Here is a 14,608-nt window from a genome sequence, read left to right on the forward strand (position 1 = left end):
TTAGGTTTACGAGGCGCAAGCCCGGCCACCGGCACCCACGACGCGCACAGGAGATCGCCATGACCCAAACCTCATCGCCGGACCAGAGCGAATCGGTCCTCGACCTGTTCAGACTCGACGGATCCGTCGCTGTCGTGACCGGCGCCGGCAGCGGCCTGGGCGCCGGATTCGCCCGCGCGCTCGCCGAGGCAGGTGCCGACGTGGTGATCGCCGCGCGCCGGCGCGAGAACCTCGAAGCCGTCGCGGTGACAGTAGAGGCCACCGGTCGCCGCTGCCTGGTCGTACCTACCGACGTCACTGTGCCCGAGCAGTGTGACGCGCTCGCCCAGGCCGCTGTCGCCGAGTTCGGCCGCCTCGACATCCTGATCAACAACGCCGGAGTCACCAGCTCCGCGCCTGCGACGCGCGAGCGTCCCGAAGACTTCCGCGCAGTCCTCGACGTGAACCTCATGGGCAGCTATTGGGCAGCGCAAGCGTGTGGACGCGTGATGGGCCCGGGCTCGACCATCGTCAATGTCGCGAGCATGCTCGGCCTCATCAAATCGGCACTTCCCCAAGCTGCATACGCTGCCAGTAAAGCGGGCATGATCGGCCTGACCCGCGACCTGTCGAATCAGTGGTCGAAGCGAAAGGGCATCCGCGTCAATGCGATCGCGCCAGGATTTGTGGAGACCGACCTGATCTCCGAGATGTCGTCGGATACGCTCGACGAGTTCCTGCGCGGCAGTTCTCTCGGCCGCACCGCGACACAGCGCGAGATCGACGGAGCTGTGGTGTTCCTCGCCAGTCGCGCCTCCGGCTACATCACCGGCTCGACGCTCGCCGTCGACGGCGGCACTTCCGGACACTGATTCCCGACGACGAAGGACCATGCAACCATGACGTACTCCACCAAGGTGACCACCCTCCGCGGCGACGGCGTTTCACTGGTCGCCGACCTGTGGGAACCCCGGCGGGAACCGAAAGGCACGGTCCTGCTGCTCCACGGCGGCGGGCAAACCAGGCACTCGTGGCAGCGCACCGGAATACGGCTGGCCCAGCAGAGTTGGCGCGCGTATTGCATCGACGCACGCGGCCACGGCGACAGCCAGTGGTCGACCGACGGCGACTACAGCCCCGACGCGCACGCTCGCGACATTCGCGCAGTCGTCGCCGACCTCGGTGAACCCCCGGTGCTCGTCGGAGCGTCCATGGGCGGCATGGCCTCACTTGTCGCATCAGGCGACGAACCAGGCATTGCCCGGGCGCTGGTCCTGGTGGACATCACCCCGAAGGCCGAACCGGAGGGTCTCGCCAAGATCACCGAATTCATGCACGCCGGTTTGTCCGGCTTCGACAGCCTCGAGGACGCGCTCGGAGCAGTGATCGACTACAACCCGCACCGGAGTCGCGCGCCGCGGGTGGAGGGTTTGCGCAAGAACCTGCGTGAGCACGACGGTCGTTGGTACTGGCATTGGGATCCGCGAATGCTGTCGGATAAGACGAATTCGGCGGACGCGGCGGCCGCGCGCGAAATTCGTGCCCGCGCCGCGGCGCGGGCGATCAGAGTCCCGACGTTACTCATCCGTGGCGCCCAGTCCGATGTGGTCAGTCCGGAAGGAGCGCGCGAACTCCTGGAGCTGATTCCGGGGTCGCGCTATATCGATGTGGGCGGCGCGGGGCACATGGTGGGCGGCGACGACAACGACGTCTTGAGTCGAGGCTTGGTGGAGTTCCTCGACGAGGCGGTTCTCACCGTATGACCACCTGACCGACGGGAACATATACCATTCTGACCATCTGCCGTGCCGACCAGGCCCGGCGTACTGCTCGAACCGAAAGCGAGATATGGCCCGACCGTCGAAACCTCTGATCAGTCGCGCAGCCGCCGTGGCAGCGTCCATCGAGATCATCGACTCCGAGGGACTCGATGCGTTCAGCCTGCCACGCCTGGCTAAACACATCGGAGTGCGTGCACCCTCGCTCTACCATCATTTCTCCGACAAATCGGAGATTCTCGAAGCGGTCGCTCGACAGATCGCCGGCGCCGGAAACCTACCGCGACGCAAGCCCGGCCCGGACTGGCCCGAATTCTTCGTGACGCTGAGCATGAATCTTCGCCGGTCGATCCTCAAACACCGCAACGCCGCGCCGATCCTGCTGCAATATCTGCCCCGTGACCTGCTGATCGGCACCTACGAGGACACCGCCCGGTTTCTCGAGAAGTCCGGAGTGCCCGCGCACCTGCACGTCCAGATTCTCGACGGTATGGAGCGCCTGACGCTCGGCGCGGTGCTCACCGAGGCGATGCGCAAGCCGAGCACCAAGTCCACGATCTTCCCGAACGTCGACCCGGAGTCGCAGCCCCTGCTGTCCAAGGCTCTCGCCGCAAACGAGATGACCTCCCGGCAGTTGTTCGAGGAAATGATTCGCAGTTTCCTTCACGGCGTGGTGCGCAACGAAAGTACCGCGATCACGGATGCCGCGCCCTCCGACAACGTGAGGGTTTCGGCCAACTGAGCGAGTCCGCCGTTCCTCGCGCGAACCTCCCTCGACGCACCGGTGCCCCACGGATCGAATCCGTGGGGCACCAAGCTCTGCAGACCTACCGTGTCTGCAGACCTACTGGGCAGGAGCAGGCAGGTGGACGGTCTTGGTCTCGAAGAACTCTTCGAGACCTTCGATGCCACCCTCCCGTCCGACGCCCGACTGCTTGTAACCACCGAATGGCAGGGTGAAGTCCATCGTCGCGGTGTTGACGCTGATGGTCCCGGTACGGATGCGCCGCGCGACCTCGAAACCGTGGTCGAGATCCTCGGTGTAGACGGCGCCCGACAGTCCGTACACCGAGTTGTTGGCGATCGCGATTGCGTCTTCCTCGTCTTCGTAGGTGATCACCGAGATGACCGGACCGAAGACCTCTTCCTGCGCGATCCGTGAATCCGGCTGCACGTCGTCGATCAGGGTGGCTGCGACGAAGAAGCCCGTATCGAGGCCTTCGGGGCGGCCACCACCGAGCACAACCTTCGCGCCGTCTTCCTTCGCGATGTCGATGTAGCCGAGCACGCGGTCCTGCTGACGCTTGGAGGCGAGCGGGCCGAGGAAGTTGGTCGGCTCCCACGGGTTGCCCATCGGTAGAGATCCGTACGCGGCCTTCAGTGCCTCGACCACCTCGTCGTGACGTTTGCGCGAGACGAGCACGCGGGTCAGCGCGATGCAGGCTTGACCGGACTGCATGCAGCCACCCATGGGCAGGGTCTGCAGCACGTGATTGATGTCTGCGTCGTCGAGGATGATCGCCGCGGACTTGCCACCGAGTTCGAGCGACACGCGTGCGATGCGCTCGCCTGCCAGGGACATGATGCGCCGGCCCGCGGCGGTACTGCCGGTGAACGTGACGTGGTCGACGTCCGGGTTGGTCACGAGGGACTCCGACACCTCGCGGTCGGCACACAGCACGCTCACTACACCCTCGGGAATGCGACCTTCCGCGACCAGCTCGGCAATGATATCCGCGAAAACCGACGGCGAGATCGGCGCCTCGGGTGCGGTCTTGAGAACGACCGAGCAACCCGCGGCGAGCGCCGGCGCGAGCTTGAACGCGATCGTGCCGATCGGCCCGTTCCAGGGGATGATCGCGGCGACCACGCCCGTCGGTTCCTTGACGATGCGTGAGATGCCACCGTCGGCACGGGATCGCTCTTCGCTGACCTCGAACTCGCGGGCTACCGCGGCAACGGCCCGGAACAGGCCGCCGGTCATCTGCTGGGTCGGGCGGCTGACGCTGACCGGCACACCGACCTCGATCACGCCGATCGGCGTCAGTTCGTCCACGCGCTGCTCGAGACGGTCGGCGATGGCATCGAGAACGTCCGCTCGATCGGCCATGGTGCGTGACGCCCATTCACCCCTGTCGAACGACTCACGCGCAGCGGCAACCGCCTTCGTGACGTCTTCGACGGTCGCGGTGCGGACACGTGCGACCTTCTCTTCGGTGAACGAGTCGACGACATCGACCCATTCGTCACCGGTCGAATCGACCCAACGGCCGCCGAGGAAGATCTGGTCGCGATCGGCGATCGACGGGGTCGTCGTACCGGTTGCGGTTTCGGTCGTGGTCATCAGTGAAGCTCCTTCGCTCTCAACGGATGTTGTAGCCGGCATCGACGGGGAATGTGACACCGGTGACGTAGCGGGCCTCGTCGGAAGCGAGGTACACGATCGCGTTGCTGATGTCGACGGCCTCGATCAGCTCGACGGGCATCGGGTTCTTGTACGACTCGTCGGCGGCGACCTCTGGGTGGGCGTTGACGAACTCGCCGTACTCGGCGTTCGCGACCATCGGAGTGTTCACACCTGTCGGATGCACGGTGTTGACCCGGATGCTGTGGGGCGCGAGTTGTTTCGCATACAGCCGCATGAGGCCGACGACACCGTGCTTGGCCGCGCTGTACCCGGCTTGGCCAGGCAAGGTGTTGAGACCGATGCTCGTCAGGCCGGCGGCCGAGCTGGTGATGATGATCGAGCCACCCTCACCCCGTTCGACGAGATTCGGCACGGTCACGTCGAGCACGTGCCACACACCGGTGAGCATGGTGTCGATCGCGTCGTGCCAGGCCTGCCGCTGCTCGCCCGGTCCGATGACGGGCATGATGCCGGCGTTCGGCAGTACGATGTCCACCTTGCCGAACTGTGCGATACCCGCGTCGTACGCAGCTTGGACGTCTTCGAGCTTGCGGACGTCGCCAACCAACGCAACGATGGCGCCTCCGGCCTCCTTCACGAGGCGTTCGGTTTCTGCGAGATCGTCGGCGGTCGCCATCGGGTAGAACACGGTCGGAATCTGGTCGCAAATGTCCACCGCGATGATGGACGCACCTTCCTCCGCGAGCCGGACGGCATGCGACCTGCCCTGACCACGCGCCGCGCCGGTGATGAATGCGACCTTGCCATCGAGTCGTCCCATGGATAGTCCTCTCCGAGTACAGGTTCCGCCTAGGGTGCGCAGAGGCAACGTGCGGGGTGATCGAATGATCGAAATGAAATCGGCACACGATCTGTGAGCCACAACACAGACCGTAGTTGCCTACAACCATTAGGTCAACACCGAACAAGAATCGTTTTTCGTATCACCCGGCACACCATTCAGAAGCTGGGTACTTCGGCCCACTCCCCGACCTGGTAGCACGAGTGCTCTTCTTCCTGCTCGAACGACAACAGACGGCACATACGCACCGCGCCTGCATCGTCCGGGTCGATACGAATCAGGGCGATCTGCGCTCCCGCGTCGCGCAGCGCCCCGAGCGCCACCACGAGCAGCGTGGTGCCCAAGCCTTCCCGCCTCGCGGCCTCGGTGAGCACCAGCGCCCGGACCGACGCCGCGTCGAGTTCGAGGTGCGTGGACAGCGCCGAGTCGAACCAGACGAATCCGAGAGATGCTCCCGAAGAATCTGTTGCGACGACCACGGTGCCGGCCCCGAGACGAATCTCGTCGGCGAGGCGTTCCCGCTGCGCCGGCACCAGCGCGGCCGCATCCAGCACTTCCTCGATCGACTTCGACGCCATCGAATCTTCGAGTGGGCGCGCTTCGGCGAGCGTGATGCCTCCGGGGACCGAGACGTCGTCGAGCGGGCTCGCGAACGGCCCAGACAGGTGACGGAACAGCGTCCACAACCTGCTCACCGGCGCGACGCCGAACCGGCGCGTGAGGCGCTCGGACGCGGGGTGAGTGCCGTACGCCCAGCAGCGCAGGGCCACAGCGCCAGTGCCTTCCCAGCCACCGTTCACCGTCGTGTCCAGACCGACCTCCTCGACGAGCATCGTCGCGATCCCTCGCGACCGATAGTCGGGGTGAACCACGAACTGCGCGGTACCCAGCCCCCCGTCGTCGACCTGCAGATGCAGATACGCCACAACCACCAGCGGAGCATCGTCGCGAGCACTCAGATCTCTGCGCGCCGTGATCGGCAGGTGGTAGACCCGCACACCGTTACGGCTCGTCGAGGTCACATCGCCGGGATTGATCGAGGAGAAGCCCGCCTCGTCGTCGTAGTCGGCGGCCGCCGCGACAAGCGCCAGCACCTCGTCCCGATCGCCGGAATCCAGTTCCGAACACCACTGATACGAGATCATTCGTTCGCTCCTCATCTGCCGGTTCGTACTCATAAATCTAATGCCAATCGGTATAGAACCGCAATGGTCGACACCTGCCCGAGGACGCAACCCGGGGTTTACAGCTAAATCTATATAAGTTAGGTTTAATTCATCGATTCGCACCGCATCACAGCCTGGAGGGCAGCCATGACAGAGGTCGGAATCCCCCGCGAGGAACGCATCCGTCGCGCGCTCGACCATCTGCGCAACGACACCACCGACGAGTTCGAGCACGTCACGTGGTTCGAACCCGTCGAGTTCACCGATCCGGACATCGCCAGGATCGAACGTGAGCGTGTATTCGGCCGGGTTCCGTCGATCATCATCCACGGCTCCGAGATCCCCCGCGCAGGAGATTTCGTCACCCTGCAGTTACCGCGAAACAACGTCATCATCGTCCGCCAGCGCGATGGCAGCGTCAAAACCCTCGTGAACCAGTGCCGTCATCGCGGGGCCATGGTCGAGAAGGAGGAGAAGGGTCGCTGCCGCCTGTTCTCCTGCCCGTACCACCGCTGGTCGTACGATACCGACGGCAGCCTGCGCACCATCACCCGCGACAACACGTTCGGTGATGCCGACCGCTCCGAACGCAACCTCGTCCAACTACCCACCGAAGAGCGGCACGGGTTCGTCTGGGTGGTCGACGACGCCGACGCAACCATCGATGTCGCCGACTGGCTCGGCCCCGACATGGACTCGATCATGGGGTCCTACGGCCTGGACAAGATGGTGACTACTCGGGTTCAACGCTTCGACGAGCCCATCAACTGGAAGTTGATGCAGGACGCGTTCCTCGACGGTTACCACATCCAGTACGCGCACCCCAACACCGCCGCGAAGCACATCCACACCAACGTCATGGCCTTCGAGGACTTCGGAAACCACTGCCGGTTCCTCAATCTCCGCAAGACCATCGACCGATGGATCGAAGAGGACCCCGGCGATCGCAGTCTCGCCGAGCACATCACGGAGAGCCACCTGGTGGGACCCAACAGTACGTTGCTCAAACAACCCGACCATTTCCAGCTGCTCACCTTCCGCCCTCACCGCAGTGATCCGCAGCGCTGCCACATGGAGATTCGTCTGGTCGCGCCTACGCTCGAAGAGAGCGGCTTGACGGAGGAACGCTGGAACCGGATCTGGGACAAGAACGTCGAGATTCTGGTAGCAGTGCTCCACAACGAGGACTTCCCGATCTTGCGAGGCTCACAGGTTGCCATGGACAGCGCAAGCGCCGGCAACATGCTCCTCGGCCGCAACGAAGTCGCCAACCAGGTCTTCCGCCGCGCAATTCAGAAACTCGTCAACGAGAGCTGATATCTGGGCTCAACACTCGCGGAACTGCGGACACAGGTTCCCACACTTTCACGAAGGGGACCCGATCACGATCGGGTCCCCTTCCTCACCTCAACTCACAGTTCCGGAGTGAACGTGAGCGGTAGACGTACACAGCCACGCACAGACGTGCCATGCATCAGCGGTGGATCACTCTCGACCAACGCATAATCCGGAATCCGGCGGTGAATCTCCTCCATTGCCAGTGTCAGTTCGAGTCGCGCCAAGTGCGACCCCAGGCACCGATGCGGGCCCGCTCCGAACGACAGGTGCCTGCTCGAACCTCGGTCGATCTCGAAAGCATCCGGATCGTCGAACTCGGTATCGTCGCGGTTCGCCGAACAGAGCAGTAACAGCAGCTGGTCACCGGCCTCGACCTTCACACCGGCGATCTCGACATCGCGCGTAGCTCGACGACCCATGCTGACCGCGGCCTCGATACGAAGGATCTCTTCCACTGCATCCGGCACCAGACTGGTGTCCTCGATCAGGGCGTTGCGTTGCGCCGGATTGTTCGCCAGATGGACCATGGCCCAGCCGAGTGAACCCTGCACGGTGTGCAGTCCCGCGATGAGCAGCAGGAAGAACATGCGACGCAGTTCCTCGTCCGTCAGGTACCGCTCGGCGCCATCCATCCGGATCGGTGTGTTGATGATCTGCGCGGTGACGCTTTCGCCATCTTCCTGACCCGAACGCACCCTATCCACGAACGCACCGAAATACTCGAACACGTTCGTTGCCGCCTCCGCCCGAGCGCGAGCGGACTCCTCCTCGCCGGCGCCCGGAATTCCCTGCAGCGCAATGTCCGTCCATTCAGTGAAGCGTTCGGCGTCGTAGAGTGGCCAGCCCATCAAGGTGAGGAAGACACGGGTTGGCAGCGCGTGCGCAAACTCGGCGACGAATTCACATCGGCCGGAGGACGCGAAGCCGTCGATCAGTTCGTTGATGATCTCGCGGATCTTCGGCTCGAGCTCCTTCATCCGCGCCGGACCGAACAAGGGCTGGAGTGCCTGCCGGTACTGCGTGTGCTCAGGCGGGTCGATCTCGACGGGAATGAACTTGCCCTGCCCGGCGTCGACAAGATTGTTCGGATAGCTGGAGAAAGTCTCGGCATCACGCAGAATGCGAAAGATGTCGTCGTAACGCGTGACAATCCAGTGCCCACCGTAGTGCGGCGAATAGAGGATCGGACCGCGGGCGCGGAGTCCGGCGGCCTTCGCCTGGAAGACGTCGACCGGCGCGGCAAGAGCCGGGTCGTAGACGTCGAAATCAACCATCAAATCCGTTGCGATGTCATGAGTTGTCAAGGCAGAACACCCTTCGAAAGCCACTCGGCGCGTCGAGCGTCCACGTAGTTCGTGAGCGATCGACGCGCCGTTCGGATGGCACGGAAATATCGAGGATCTGTCGGTCATGCCGTCCGCCTTCGTAGCAGATGCGTTCCCACAGTATTATTCGAGAGTCAACGCTCGTTCGGGGCACACCGCGACGGCCTCCTCGGCCGCGGCGATGTGCTCGTCGAGCGCGAGTGCGTCCTGAAGGATCACCGGGTACCCGGAATCGTCACAGTCGACGACCTCGGGGGAACGGCTGTAACACAAACCGTGTCCCGCGCACACCGACCGATCCACGACGAGGCGGCGCGTACCGTATTCCGTTTTCGAGTCGTGGTCAGTCATGATCGTTACTCTTCGCCGGTGACCATCGGCGGAGGGTTGTTCCCGTCTTCGGGGAACATCATGGCCACACGCGACAACGTGCCGCCATCGGTCGTCGGCAGCGTGACACCCGAGATGTACGCGGACTCATCCGAGACCAGGAAGAGCGCTGCTCGAGCATTGTCCTTCAGCGACGGCGGACGATTGACCTTGAGCGGAATCGGCGACACGCTCGGCTCCCACGGACCCGCGGCTTCCTCATAGGACTGGCCGACGACCGGCGTACCGGCGGGGGCGAGGAAGTTCGGCGACATTCCGTGTGTCGGCGCGATCGCATTGACGCGGATCCCATACTTGCCGAGATCCAGGCTCAGGGCCCGAACCATACCGTTCACACCGGCTTTCGTCGCAGAATACGCCGCGATGCTGTGATACGCCACGAACGACGCCGCCGACGACGTCGCCAGAATGACACCACCACCGTTGGCCCGCAGCGCCGGCACCGCAGCCTTCGCCGTGTAGAACACGCCAGACAGGTTGACGCCGATGACGTCCTGCCAATCAGCGTCCGTCAGGTCCTGGAACTCGACCTGCTCGCCACCGGCGACGGACGGCACGCCACCACGCGAAATGATGCCTGCATTAGCCCACGCGATGTCGAGCTTGCCGAACGCGGCCACGGTGGCTGCCACCGCCTCGACCACCTGCTGCTCGACTCGCACATCGGCGGTGACCGCGATCGCCGAACCGCCTTGCTTTTCGACCAGCTCGACCGTGCCCTTGGCGCGCTCCGGATCGATATCGACCACGGCGACCTTCGCGCCCTCCGCGGCGAACAGCTGCGACGCCTCGCGTCCCAGGCCGGAACCGGCACCGGTGATCAGCGCAACCTTACCTTCGAGTTTCATGAAGTCTCCTGTATTCGGGAATGTGTTCGGACGAATGGAAGCTGTCGTCGGACAGCGGGATGACAGGGATGGCACCGAGCAGCTCTGTATCGCACATACAGCGGTGTCAGTACGCGATGAATAGAATTTCTTCGCGTGAGTACTCCATGCCCGGATGTGACTCGCTCAAATGCTCCTGGGTTTTCACCACCAGGTCGTCTTCGTCGCTGCCGGTGATCGCGGCGCCACACGGACAGCTCAGTCTTGTCTTCATTCTCATCTCGGTCAGCCTTTCTGCGCCTCTCGTGCGGTCGGACGCTCACAGCACGTCGGCGACCGAGAAGTTCGGTAGCGCGTCGAGGAACGTGGTCGACGTCACATCACATTAACTAATGCGCATAGGTTTCACAACCCCCGCGTCGACTCGATCACATCGGGAACAATCGTGATCAGGCGGGCTCCGTGGCCTTCTCTACAGACACGTCCGTCTCGGACGCGGCCTTGTTCTTCCGCGGAACCAACGACACCAGCACTGCGGCAGCCACTCCGGCGAACGCAAAGGCGTAGAAGGCCCAGTCGGCTCCGAGTGCAGAGCTCATGATCATTCCGGTGAGTATGGGACCGCAGACACCGCCGAGCCGGCCGAGACCCACTGCCAGCCCGAGCGCCGTGCCACGCGCGGCCGCCGGGTAGAAGACTCCGACGAATCCGTAGACGCCCGTCGTCGACGAGGCACAGAAGCCGATCAGGAGAACCAGTCCGAACACGAGTGCCTGCGCCGGCTGCAGAGTCAGGGCGGACACTGCGAGCGCCCCGAAGACGAAGCTCACGGAAATGACGGGACGCGATCCCAGCCGATCCGCAAGACCGGTAATAACCACCATGCCGAACCCGCTGCCGATGTTGAAGGCGAGCAGGAACGTCAACGCAGACCCGAGGTCATAGCCGGACGACCTCAGCATCTGAGGAATCCAGGTGTTCATGCCGTACGAGACGAGAAGACCGAAGAAGGTGATGAGCGGGAACATGATCGTCGCGATCCTGTAGCCGGGGGCGAACAAGAGCCGCAGTCCCGATGGGGAGCCGGTACTCCCACTTTTCGACTTCTCGAGTGCCATGCCGGATTCGGCGCCGGCATCGATGGAATAGCGCTGTGCCAGTTCGCGGGCCTCGTCGTGCCGACCCTTGCTTGCGAGGAAGGCAATCGATTCGGGCAGCTTTCGGTACGCGATGACGAACAACACGACACCCAGAAGGCCGCCCACTGCGAACATCGATTTCCAGCCGAAGGCAGGGATTATGAAAATGGCGGCAATCGCGACGACGCACCCTCCGATAGGAAAACCGGTTTGAATCACACCGTTGTAGAACTGCCGCCGGTCGACCTTGACGTATTCCTGGGTGAGCGCGATCAAGGTGGGAAGTGCTCCGCCGAAGCCGATGCCGGCCAGCAGTCTGAACAGGCCGAACGATTCCAGGTTCGGCGCAATGGCGCACAGCCCGGTGAACAGGCTGAAGCTCACGATGCATGCAAGTACCACGGGTCGTCGCCCGATGCGATCTGTGATGTAGCCGGCCAGCATCGCTCCGGCCATCATTCCGAACAGGGACAGGCTGCCGATCAACCCCGCCGATCCAGTGGTGATCCCCCACTGTTCCAGTTCGAGCAACGTCGGCAGGACCGCGCCGAACATGATGAGGTCGACACCATCGAGGATGGTGATGGCCAAGCAGGTGAGGACCACGGATCGAGCACCCGAGACGGCCCTTTCCTTCCCCGGGACAGAAATCTGCGACATGTTGGGGTTCCTTCGGTCTTAGTATCGGGGTTCGGTATTTGTGACTGCACGGATGGCGCGTGTTCACACCATGGGTGCAATGGAGCTCAGCCCCACTTGCGCGGATCCGCGAACGCGCGCCCCATCCATTGGTGGAAGTGCTGATTGGCAATCTCGTTGCGTCCGAAATAGAGGGGTCCGACATCTGTATTCGCGACGGACTTCTGTACGCCCTCGTTGACCACGAGGTCCTCGTCACGTAGCACGGCCGTGAGAATTTTCCAGTTCTTGTCCCACCGCGCCTTCTGCTCGTCCGTTACCACCGGCTCCCGAGTGAGCAAACGCATCTGCATCCGAGTCCTGACGGCTGTGCCCGGGGTGGGGACGAAGTTGAGCACCTCCAGATGATCCGGTTGACGGAGCACCGACATATTGGGCATCAGAAAGTGCGCCACGGTGATATGCCGATCGATGGGGGCATCGTCGGGTGCCACATCTCGCACCGAGTCGATGCTCTTGCGAGCGGTGACCATTCGTCCGTGCCTGCCCATCGGTTCCCACGCCTGCGCGTTGTTGTAGAAGTACGGGGCAACGGTTCCGGCGTGGGTCGAGGTGATGTGGTAGCCGTCGAGGAAGGCGTCCATCAACACCTTCCAGTTGATGTCCACATCGAAGTTCTGGGCGATATGGCAGTGGTACTTGTCCATATCCATGGCGGCGAGAGACTCGTCGAACTCTCGGCCGAGCCACTCCGCGATGTCGATCTCGCGATCACCCGCGGCGGAGTCGATGACCCAGACGAAACCGTGCCGTTCCTCGACCGGAACCTCCAGCAGGCTCATGCAACTACGATCGACCGTCCCGAACGTGTGCTCGTCCGCAATCGACCGCAGCCTGCCATCGCTGCCATACGCCCACCCGTGGTAGCGGCACGAAAAGATTCGCTTCGAACCCTTCTCCTCGGGAACGAGCTGCGCTCCTCGATGCCGGCAGGTGTTCACGAAGCCGCGCACTCTCCCGTCCGCCTGCCGAACGAGAACAACTTCGTTGTTCGGCAGCTGGACGGTCGCAAAGTCGTTGTTTCCGGGCAGTTCGGTGCTGTGTGCCGCGATGATCGGCACGTACCCGAACAGTTCTCTGCGCTCCCGCGCCGCCAGCTCCGGATCGGTGTAGACGCGCGGATCGACCTCGAGAATTTCCGGTGCCATATCGGTGGTGCCGTTGTCGAGGTGATCGAACATCGCCCGGGCAAAACCCGCTTTCGTCGCCTCGTCGTACGGCAGGTCGGTGTAGACCATCGTGCTCACTCCTTCGGGGACCGCTGCGGGCCCACAAGAACGTCGCTAAAGCTGCAGACTCTTGATTTCGACAAACTCTTCGAGGCCGAATGCCCCGCCCTCACGCCCGTGGCCGGATTGATTGAATCCGCCGAACGGTGCGGCGCCATTGAACTTTCCACCGTTGACCTCGATCTGCGTTGCACGCAGTCTGCGCGCCACCGACTTCGCGCGCTCGGCGTCGGCGGACCACACGGCGCCGGCAATACCGAAAATCGTGCCGTTCGCGATTTCGATCGCGTGCTCGGTCGTGTCGTACGCGATGATCGACAGCACCGGACCGAAGATTTCCTCCTGGGCGATCGTGCTGTCCGGGTCCACCTCGGAAAACACTGTGGGTTCGACGAAGAATCCGGTACGGGCCGGTGCGTCGACCGAGCCGGCGACAAGCTTCGCGCCCTCCTTGACGCCCGCACGAATGTAGCCGAGCACCCGCTCGCGCTGAGCTGCGGTCACCATGGGTCCAAGCTTCGTGTTGCCGCCGGTGGGATCTCCCGGGGCATACGCCGCCACCGCCTGTGCGGCGAGCGTCTCCGCCTCGGACAGGCGCGAGCGCGGTACGAGCAGGCGAGTCTGCGCGTTGCAGGACTGCCCGCCGTTCATGTAGCAGGCGCGCACGGTGTGCGGCACGGCCTTCGCGAACTCCTCGACATCGAGATCGTCGAGTAGCACCGCGGCGCTTTTGCCGCCCAGCTCGACCGACACTCGCTTGACGGTCCCAGCGGCCAGTTCCAGCACTCGCTTACCGACCGAGTTCGATCCGGTGAAGCTGACCATGTCGATGTCCGGGTGAACGGCGATGGCCTCACCCACAATCGGACCGTAGCCGTGCACCATATTGAAAACTCCGGCCGGGATCCCGACCGCTTCGACCGCCTCTGCCAGAGCGTGGGCAGTGAACGGAGCAACCTCGCTGGCCTTGACGACCACCGTGCACCCGGCCACGAGCGCAGCGCCGATCTTGGCGGTGATCTGGTGCAGCGGGTAGTTCCAGGGCGTGATACACCCGATCACGCCGACCGGCTCACGCACGATAAGGGAGTTGCGGAGCGGTTCTTCCCACGGGAAGTCCTTCGCCGCGGTCACTGCCTCCCGCAGATCGACGATGCCCAGTCCGACCTGGGCCCACCGAGCGACCCTGCGTGGGGTGCCGACCTCGGCGACGACGATGTCAGTGATGTCGTCCTGTCGCCGCTCGAGTTCGTCGGCCAGATGCGACACGAACTCGGCCCGCGTGTGCGGGGCGGTCTGCGACCACTGGCCCAAGGCCCGCCGTGCGGCAGCGACCGCCATGTCGACATCCTCGGCAGCTCCGGCGGGGACGCTTCCGATGCGCTCTTCGGTGGTCGGGTTGACGACGTCGATTCTCTCCGTGCTCGTGGAGGCAATCCACTTGCCGTCCACATACAGTTCCAAACTCACGATGATTCTCTCCGTAGAATTGAATTGATGCAATTTGCCGGTGCCTCGAGTCGCTCGAA

Annotated in this window: 14 protein-coding genes; 4 read left to right on the plus strand and 10 right to left on the minus strand. The window is 63.5% G+C overall.

The annotated features are described in order from the left end of the window. The first annotated feature begins 59 nt into the window (after positions 1 to 59). From PSR88_RS01785 to PSR88_RS01795, 3 genes are all read left to right on the plus strand, one after another. Positions 60 to 851 (plus strand): SDR family NAD(P)-dependent oxidoreductase, encoded by a 792-nt coding sequence (locus PSR88_RS01785; protein WP_011593643.1) that lies wholly within the window; start codon positions 60 to 62, stop codon positions 849 to 851. 27 nt (positions 852 to 878) lie between these two features. Continuing rightward, positions 879 to 1,742 carry an alpha/beta fold hydrolase gene (locus PSR88_RS01790; protein WP_016881030.1) on the plus strand — a complete coding sequence of 288 codons (864 nt, stop codon included), beginning with the start codon at positions 879 to 881 and terminating at the stop codon, positions 1,740 to 1,742. Between the two features lie 85 nt (positions 1,743 to 1,827). After that, the gene (locus tag PSR88_RS01795; protein ID WP_011593645.1) at positions 1,828 to 2,499 is read left to right on the plus strand and encodes a TetR family transcriptional regulator; all 672 of its coding nucleotides are present in this window, start codon (positions 1,828 to 1,830) and stop codon (positions 2,497 to 2,499) included. 102 nt (positions 2,500 to 2,601) lie between these two features. Here the strand turns inward: PSR88_RS01795 and PSR88_RS01800 are convergent, their stop codons facing one another. From PSR88_RS01800 to PSR88_RS01810, 3 genes are all read right to left on the minus strand, one after another. Then, the gene (locus PSR88_RS01800; RefSeq protein ID WP_011593646.1) at positions 2,602 to 4,101 is read right to left on the minus strand and encodes an aldehyde dehydrogenase; all 1,500 of its coding nucleotides are present in this window, start codon (positions 4,099 to 4,101) and stop codon (positions 2,602 to 2,604) included. A gap of 19 nt (positions 4,102 to 4,120) precedes the next feature. Then, positions 4,121 to 4,945 carry a mycofactocin-coupled SDR family oxidoreductase gene (locus PSR88_RS01805; RefSeq protein ID WP_016881029.1) on the minus strand — a complete coding sequence of 275 codons (825 nt, stop codon included), beginning with the start codon at positions 4,943 to 4,945 and terminating at the stop codon, positions 4,121 to 4,123. 179 nt (positions 4,946 to 5,124) lie between these two features. After that, complete coding sequence (locus PSR88_RS01810) at positions 5,125 to 6,111, minus strand: GNAT family N-acetyltransferase (RefSeq protein WP_011593648.1); 987 nt, start codon at positions 6,109 to 6,111, stop codon at positions 5,125 to 5,127. Positions 6,112 to 6,279: 168 nt separating this feature from the next. Here PSR88_RS01810 and PSR88_RS01815 point away from each other — a divergent pair, with 168 nt between their 5' ends. After that, the gene (locus PSR88_RS01815; RefSeq protein ID WP_016881028.1) at positions 6,280 to 7,449 is read left to right on the plus strand and encodes an aromatic ring-hydroxylating oxygenase subunit alpha; all 1,170 of its coding nucleotides are present in this window, start codon (positions 6,280 to 6,282) and stop codon (positions 7,447 to 7,449) included. Positions 7,450 to 7,544: 95 nt separating this feature from the next. Here PSR88_RS01815 and PSR88_RS01820 read toward each other — a convergent pair whose 3' ends face one another. From PSR88_RS01820 to PSR88_RS01850, 7 genes are all read right to left on the minus strand, one after another. Continuing rightward, complete coding sequence (locus PSR88_RS01820) at positions 7,545 to 8,744, minus strand: cytochrome P450 (RefSeq protein ID WP_016881027.1); 1,200 nt, start codon at positions 8,742 to 8,744, stop codon at positions 7,545 to 7,547. Positions 8,745 to 8,918: 174 nt separating this feature from the next. Continuing rightward, the gene (locus PSR88_RS01825; protein WP_016881026.1) at positions 8,919 to 9,146 is read right to left on the minus strand and encodes a ferredoxin; all 228 of its coding nucleotides are present in this window, start codon (positions 9,144 to 9,146) and stop codon (positions 8,919 to 8,921) included. A gap of 5 nt (positions 9,147 to 9,151) precedes the next feature. Then, positions 9,152 to 10,033: an SDR family NAD(P)-dependent oxidoreductase gene (locus PSR88_RS01830; RefSeq protein WP_011593652.1), complete on the minus strand. Its 882-nt coding sequence runs from the start codon at positions 10,031 to 10,033 to the stop codon at positions 9,152 to 9,154. 106 nt (positions 10,034 to 10,139) lie between these two features. After that, positions 10,140 to 10,292 (minus strand): DUF1059 domain-containing protein, encoded by a 153-nt coding sequence (locus PSR88_RS01835; RefSeq protein WP_411755662.1) that lies wholly within the window; start codon positions 10,290 to 10,292, stop codon positions 10,140 to 10,142. Positions 10,293 to 10,461: 169 nt separating this feature from the next. Next, positions 10,462 to 11,811 carry an MFS transporter gene (locus PSR88_RS01840; protein ID WP_029538349.1) on the minus strand — a complete coding sequence of 450 codons (1,350 nt, stop codon included), beginning with the start codon at positions 11,809 to 11,811 and terminating at the stop codon, positions 10,462 to 10,464. Positions 11,812 to 11,897: 86 nt separating this feature from the next. Continuing rightward, on the minus strand, positions 11,898 to 13,088 hold the full coding sequence (locus tag PSR88_RS01845) for an aromatic ring-hydroxylating oxygenase subunit alpha (protein WP_016881023.1): 1,191 nt from the start codon (positions 13,086 to 13,088) through the stop codon (positions 11,898 to 11,900). A gap of 45 nt (positions 13,089 to 13,133) precedes the next feature. Continuing rightward, positions 13,134 to 14,549: an aldehyde dehydrogenase family protein gene (locus PSR88_RS01850; protein WP_020476754.1), complete on the minus strand. Its 1,416-nt coding sequence runs from the start codon at positions 14,547 to 14,549 to the stop codon at positions 13,134 to 13,136. Between the last annotated feature and the right edge of the window lie 59 nt (positions 14,550 to 14,608).

The organism is Rhodococcus sp. DK176 (assembly GCF_038447315.2).
Lineage (GTDB): Bacteria > Actinomycetota > Actinomycetes > Mycobacteriales > Mycobacteriaceae > Rhodococcus_F > Rhodococcus_F jostii_A.

What these genes read in the sequence shown, in the direction of transcription:
- PSR88_RS01840 (WP_029538349.1), bottom strand. Translation starts at nt 11,811, where the DNA reads ATGTCGCAGATTTCTGTCCCGGGGAAGGAAAGGGCCGTCTCGGGTGCT.
- PSR88_RS01830 (WP_011593652.1), bottom strand. Translation starts at nt 10,033, where the DNA reads ATGAAACTCGAAGGTAAGGTTGCGCTGATCACCGGTGCCGGTTCCGGC.
- PSR88_RS01785 (WP_011593643.1), top strand. Translation starts at nt 60, where the DNA reads ATGACCCAAACCTCATCGCCGGACCAGAGCGAATCGGTCCTCGACCTG.
- PSR88_RS01845 (WP_016881023.1), bottom strand. Translation starts at nt 13,088, where the DNA reads ATGGTCTACACCGACCTGCCGTACGACGAGGCGACGAAAGCGGGTTTT.
- PSR88_RS01790 (WP_016881030.1), top strand. Translation starts at nt 879, where the DNA reads ATGACGTACTCCACCAAGGTGACCACCCTCCGCGGCGACGGCGTTTCA.
- PSR88_RS01805 (WP_016881029.1), bottom strand. Translation starts at nt 4,945, where the DNA reads ATGGGACGACTCGATGGCAAGGTCGCATTCATCACCGGCGCGGCGCGT.
- PSR88_RS01795 (WP_011593645.1), top strand. Translation starts at nt 1,828, where the DNA reads ATGGCCCGACCGTCGAAACCTCTGATCAGTCGCGCAGCCGCCGTGGCA.
- PSR88_RS01810 (WP_011593648.1), bottom strand. Translation starts at nt 6,111, where the DNA reads ATGATCTCGTATCAGTGGTGTTCGGAACTGGATTCCGGCGATCGGGAC.
- PSR88_RS01800 (WP_011593646.1), bottom strand. Translation starts at nt 4,101, where the DNA reads ATGACCACGACCGAAACCGCAACCGGTACGACGACCCCGTCGATCGCC.
- PSR88_RS01815 (WP_016881028.1), top strand. Translation starts at nt 6,280, where the DNA reads ATGACAGAGGTCGGAATCCCCCGCGAGGAACGCATCCGTCGCGCGCTC.
- PSR88_RS01825 (WP_016881026.1), bottom strand. Translation starts at nt 9,146, where the DNA reads ATGACTGACCACGACTCGAAAACGGAATACGGTACGCGCCGCCTCGTC.
- PSR88_RS01835 (WP_411755662.1), bottom strand. Translation starts at nt 10,292, where the DNA reads ATGAGAATGAAGACAAGACTGAGCTGTCCGTGTGGCGCCGCGATCACC.
- PSR88_RS01820 (WP_016881027.1), bottom strand. Translation starts at nt 8,744, where the DNA reads ATGGTTGATTTCGACGTCTACGACCCGGCTCTTGCCGCGCCGGTCGAC.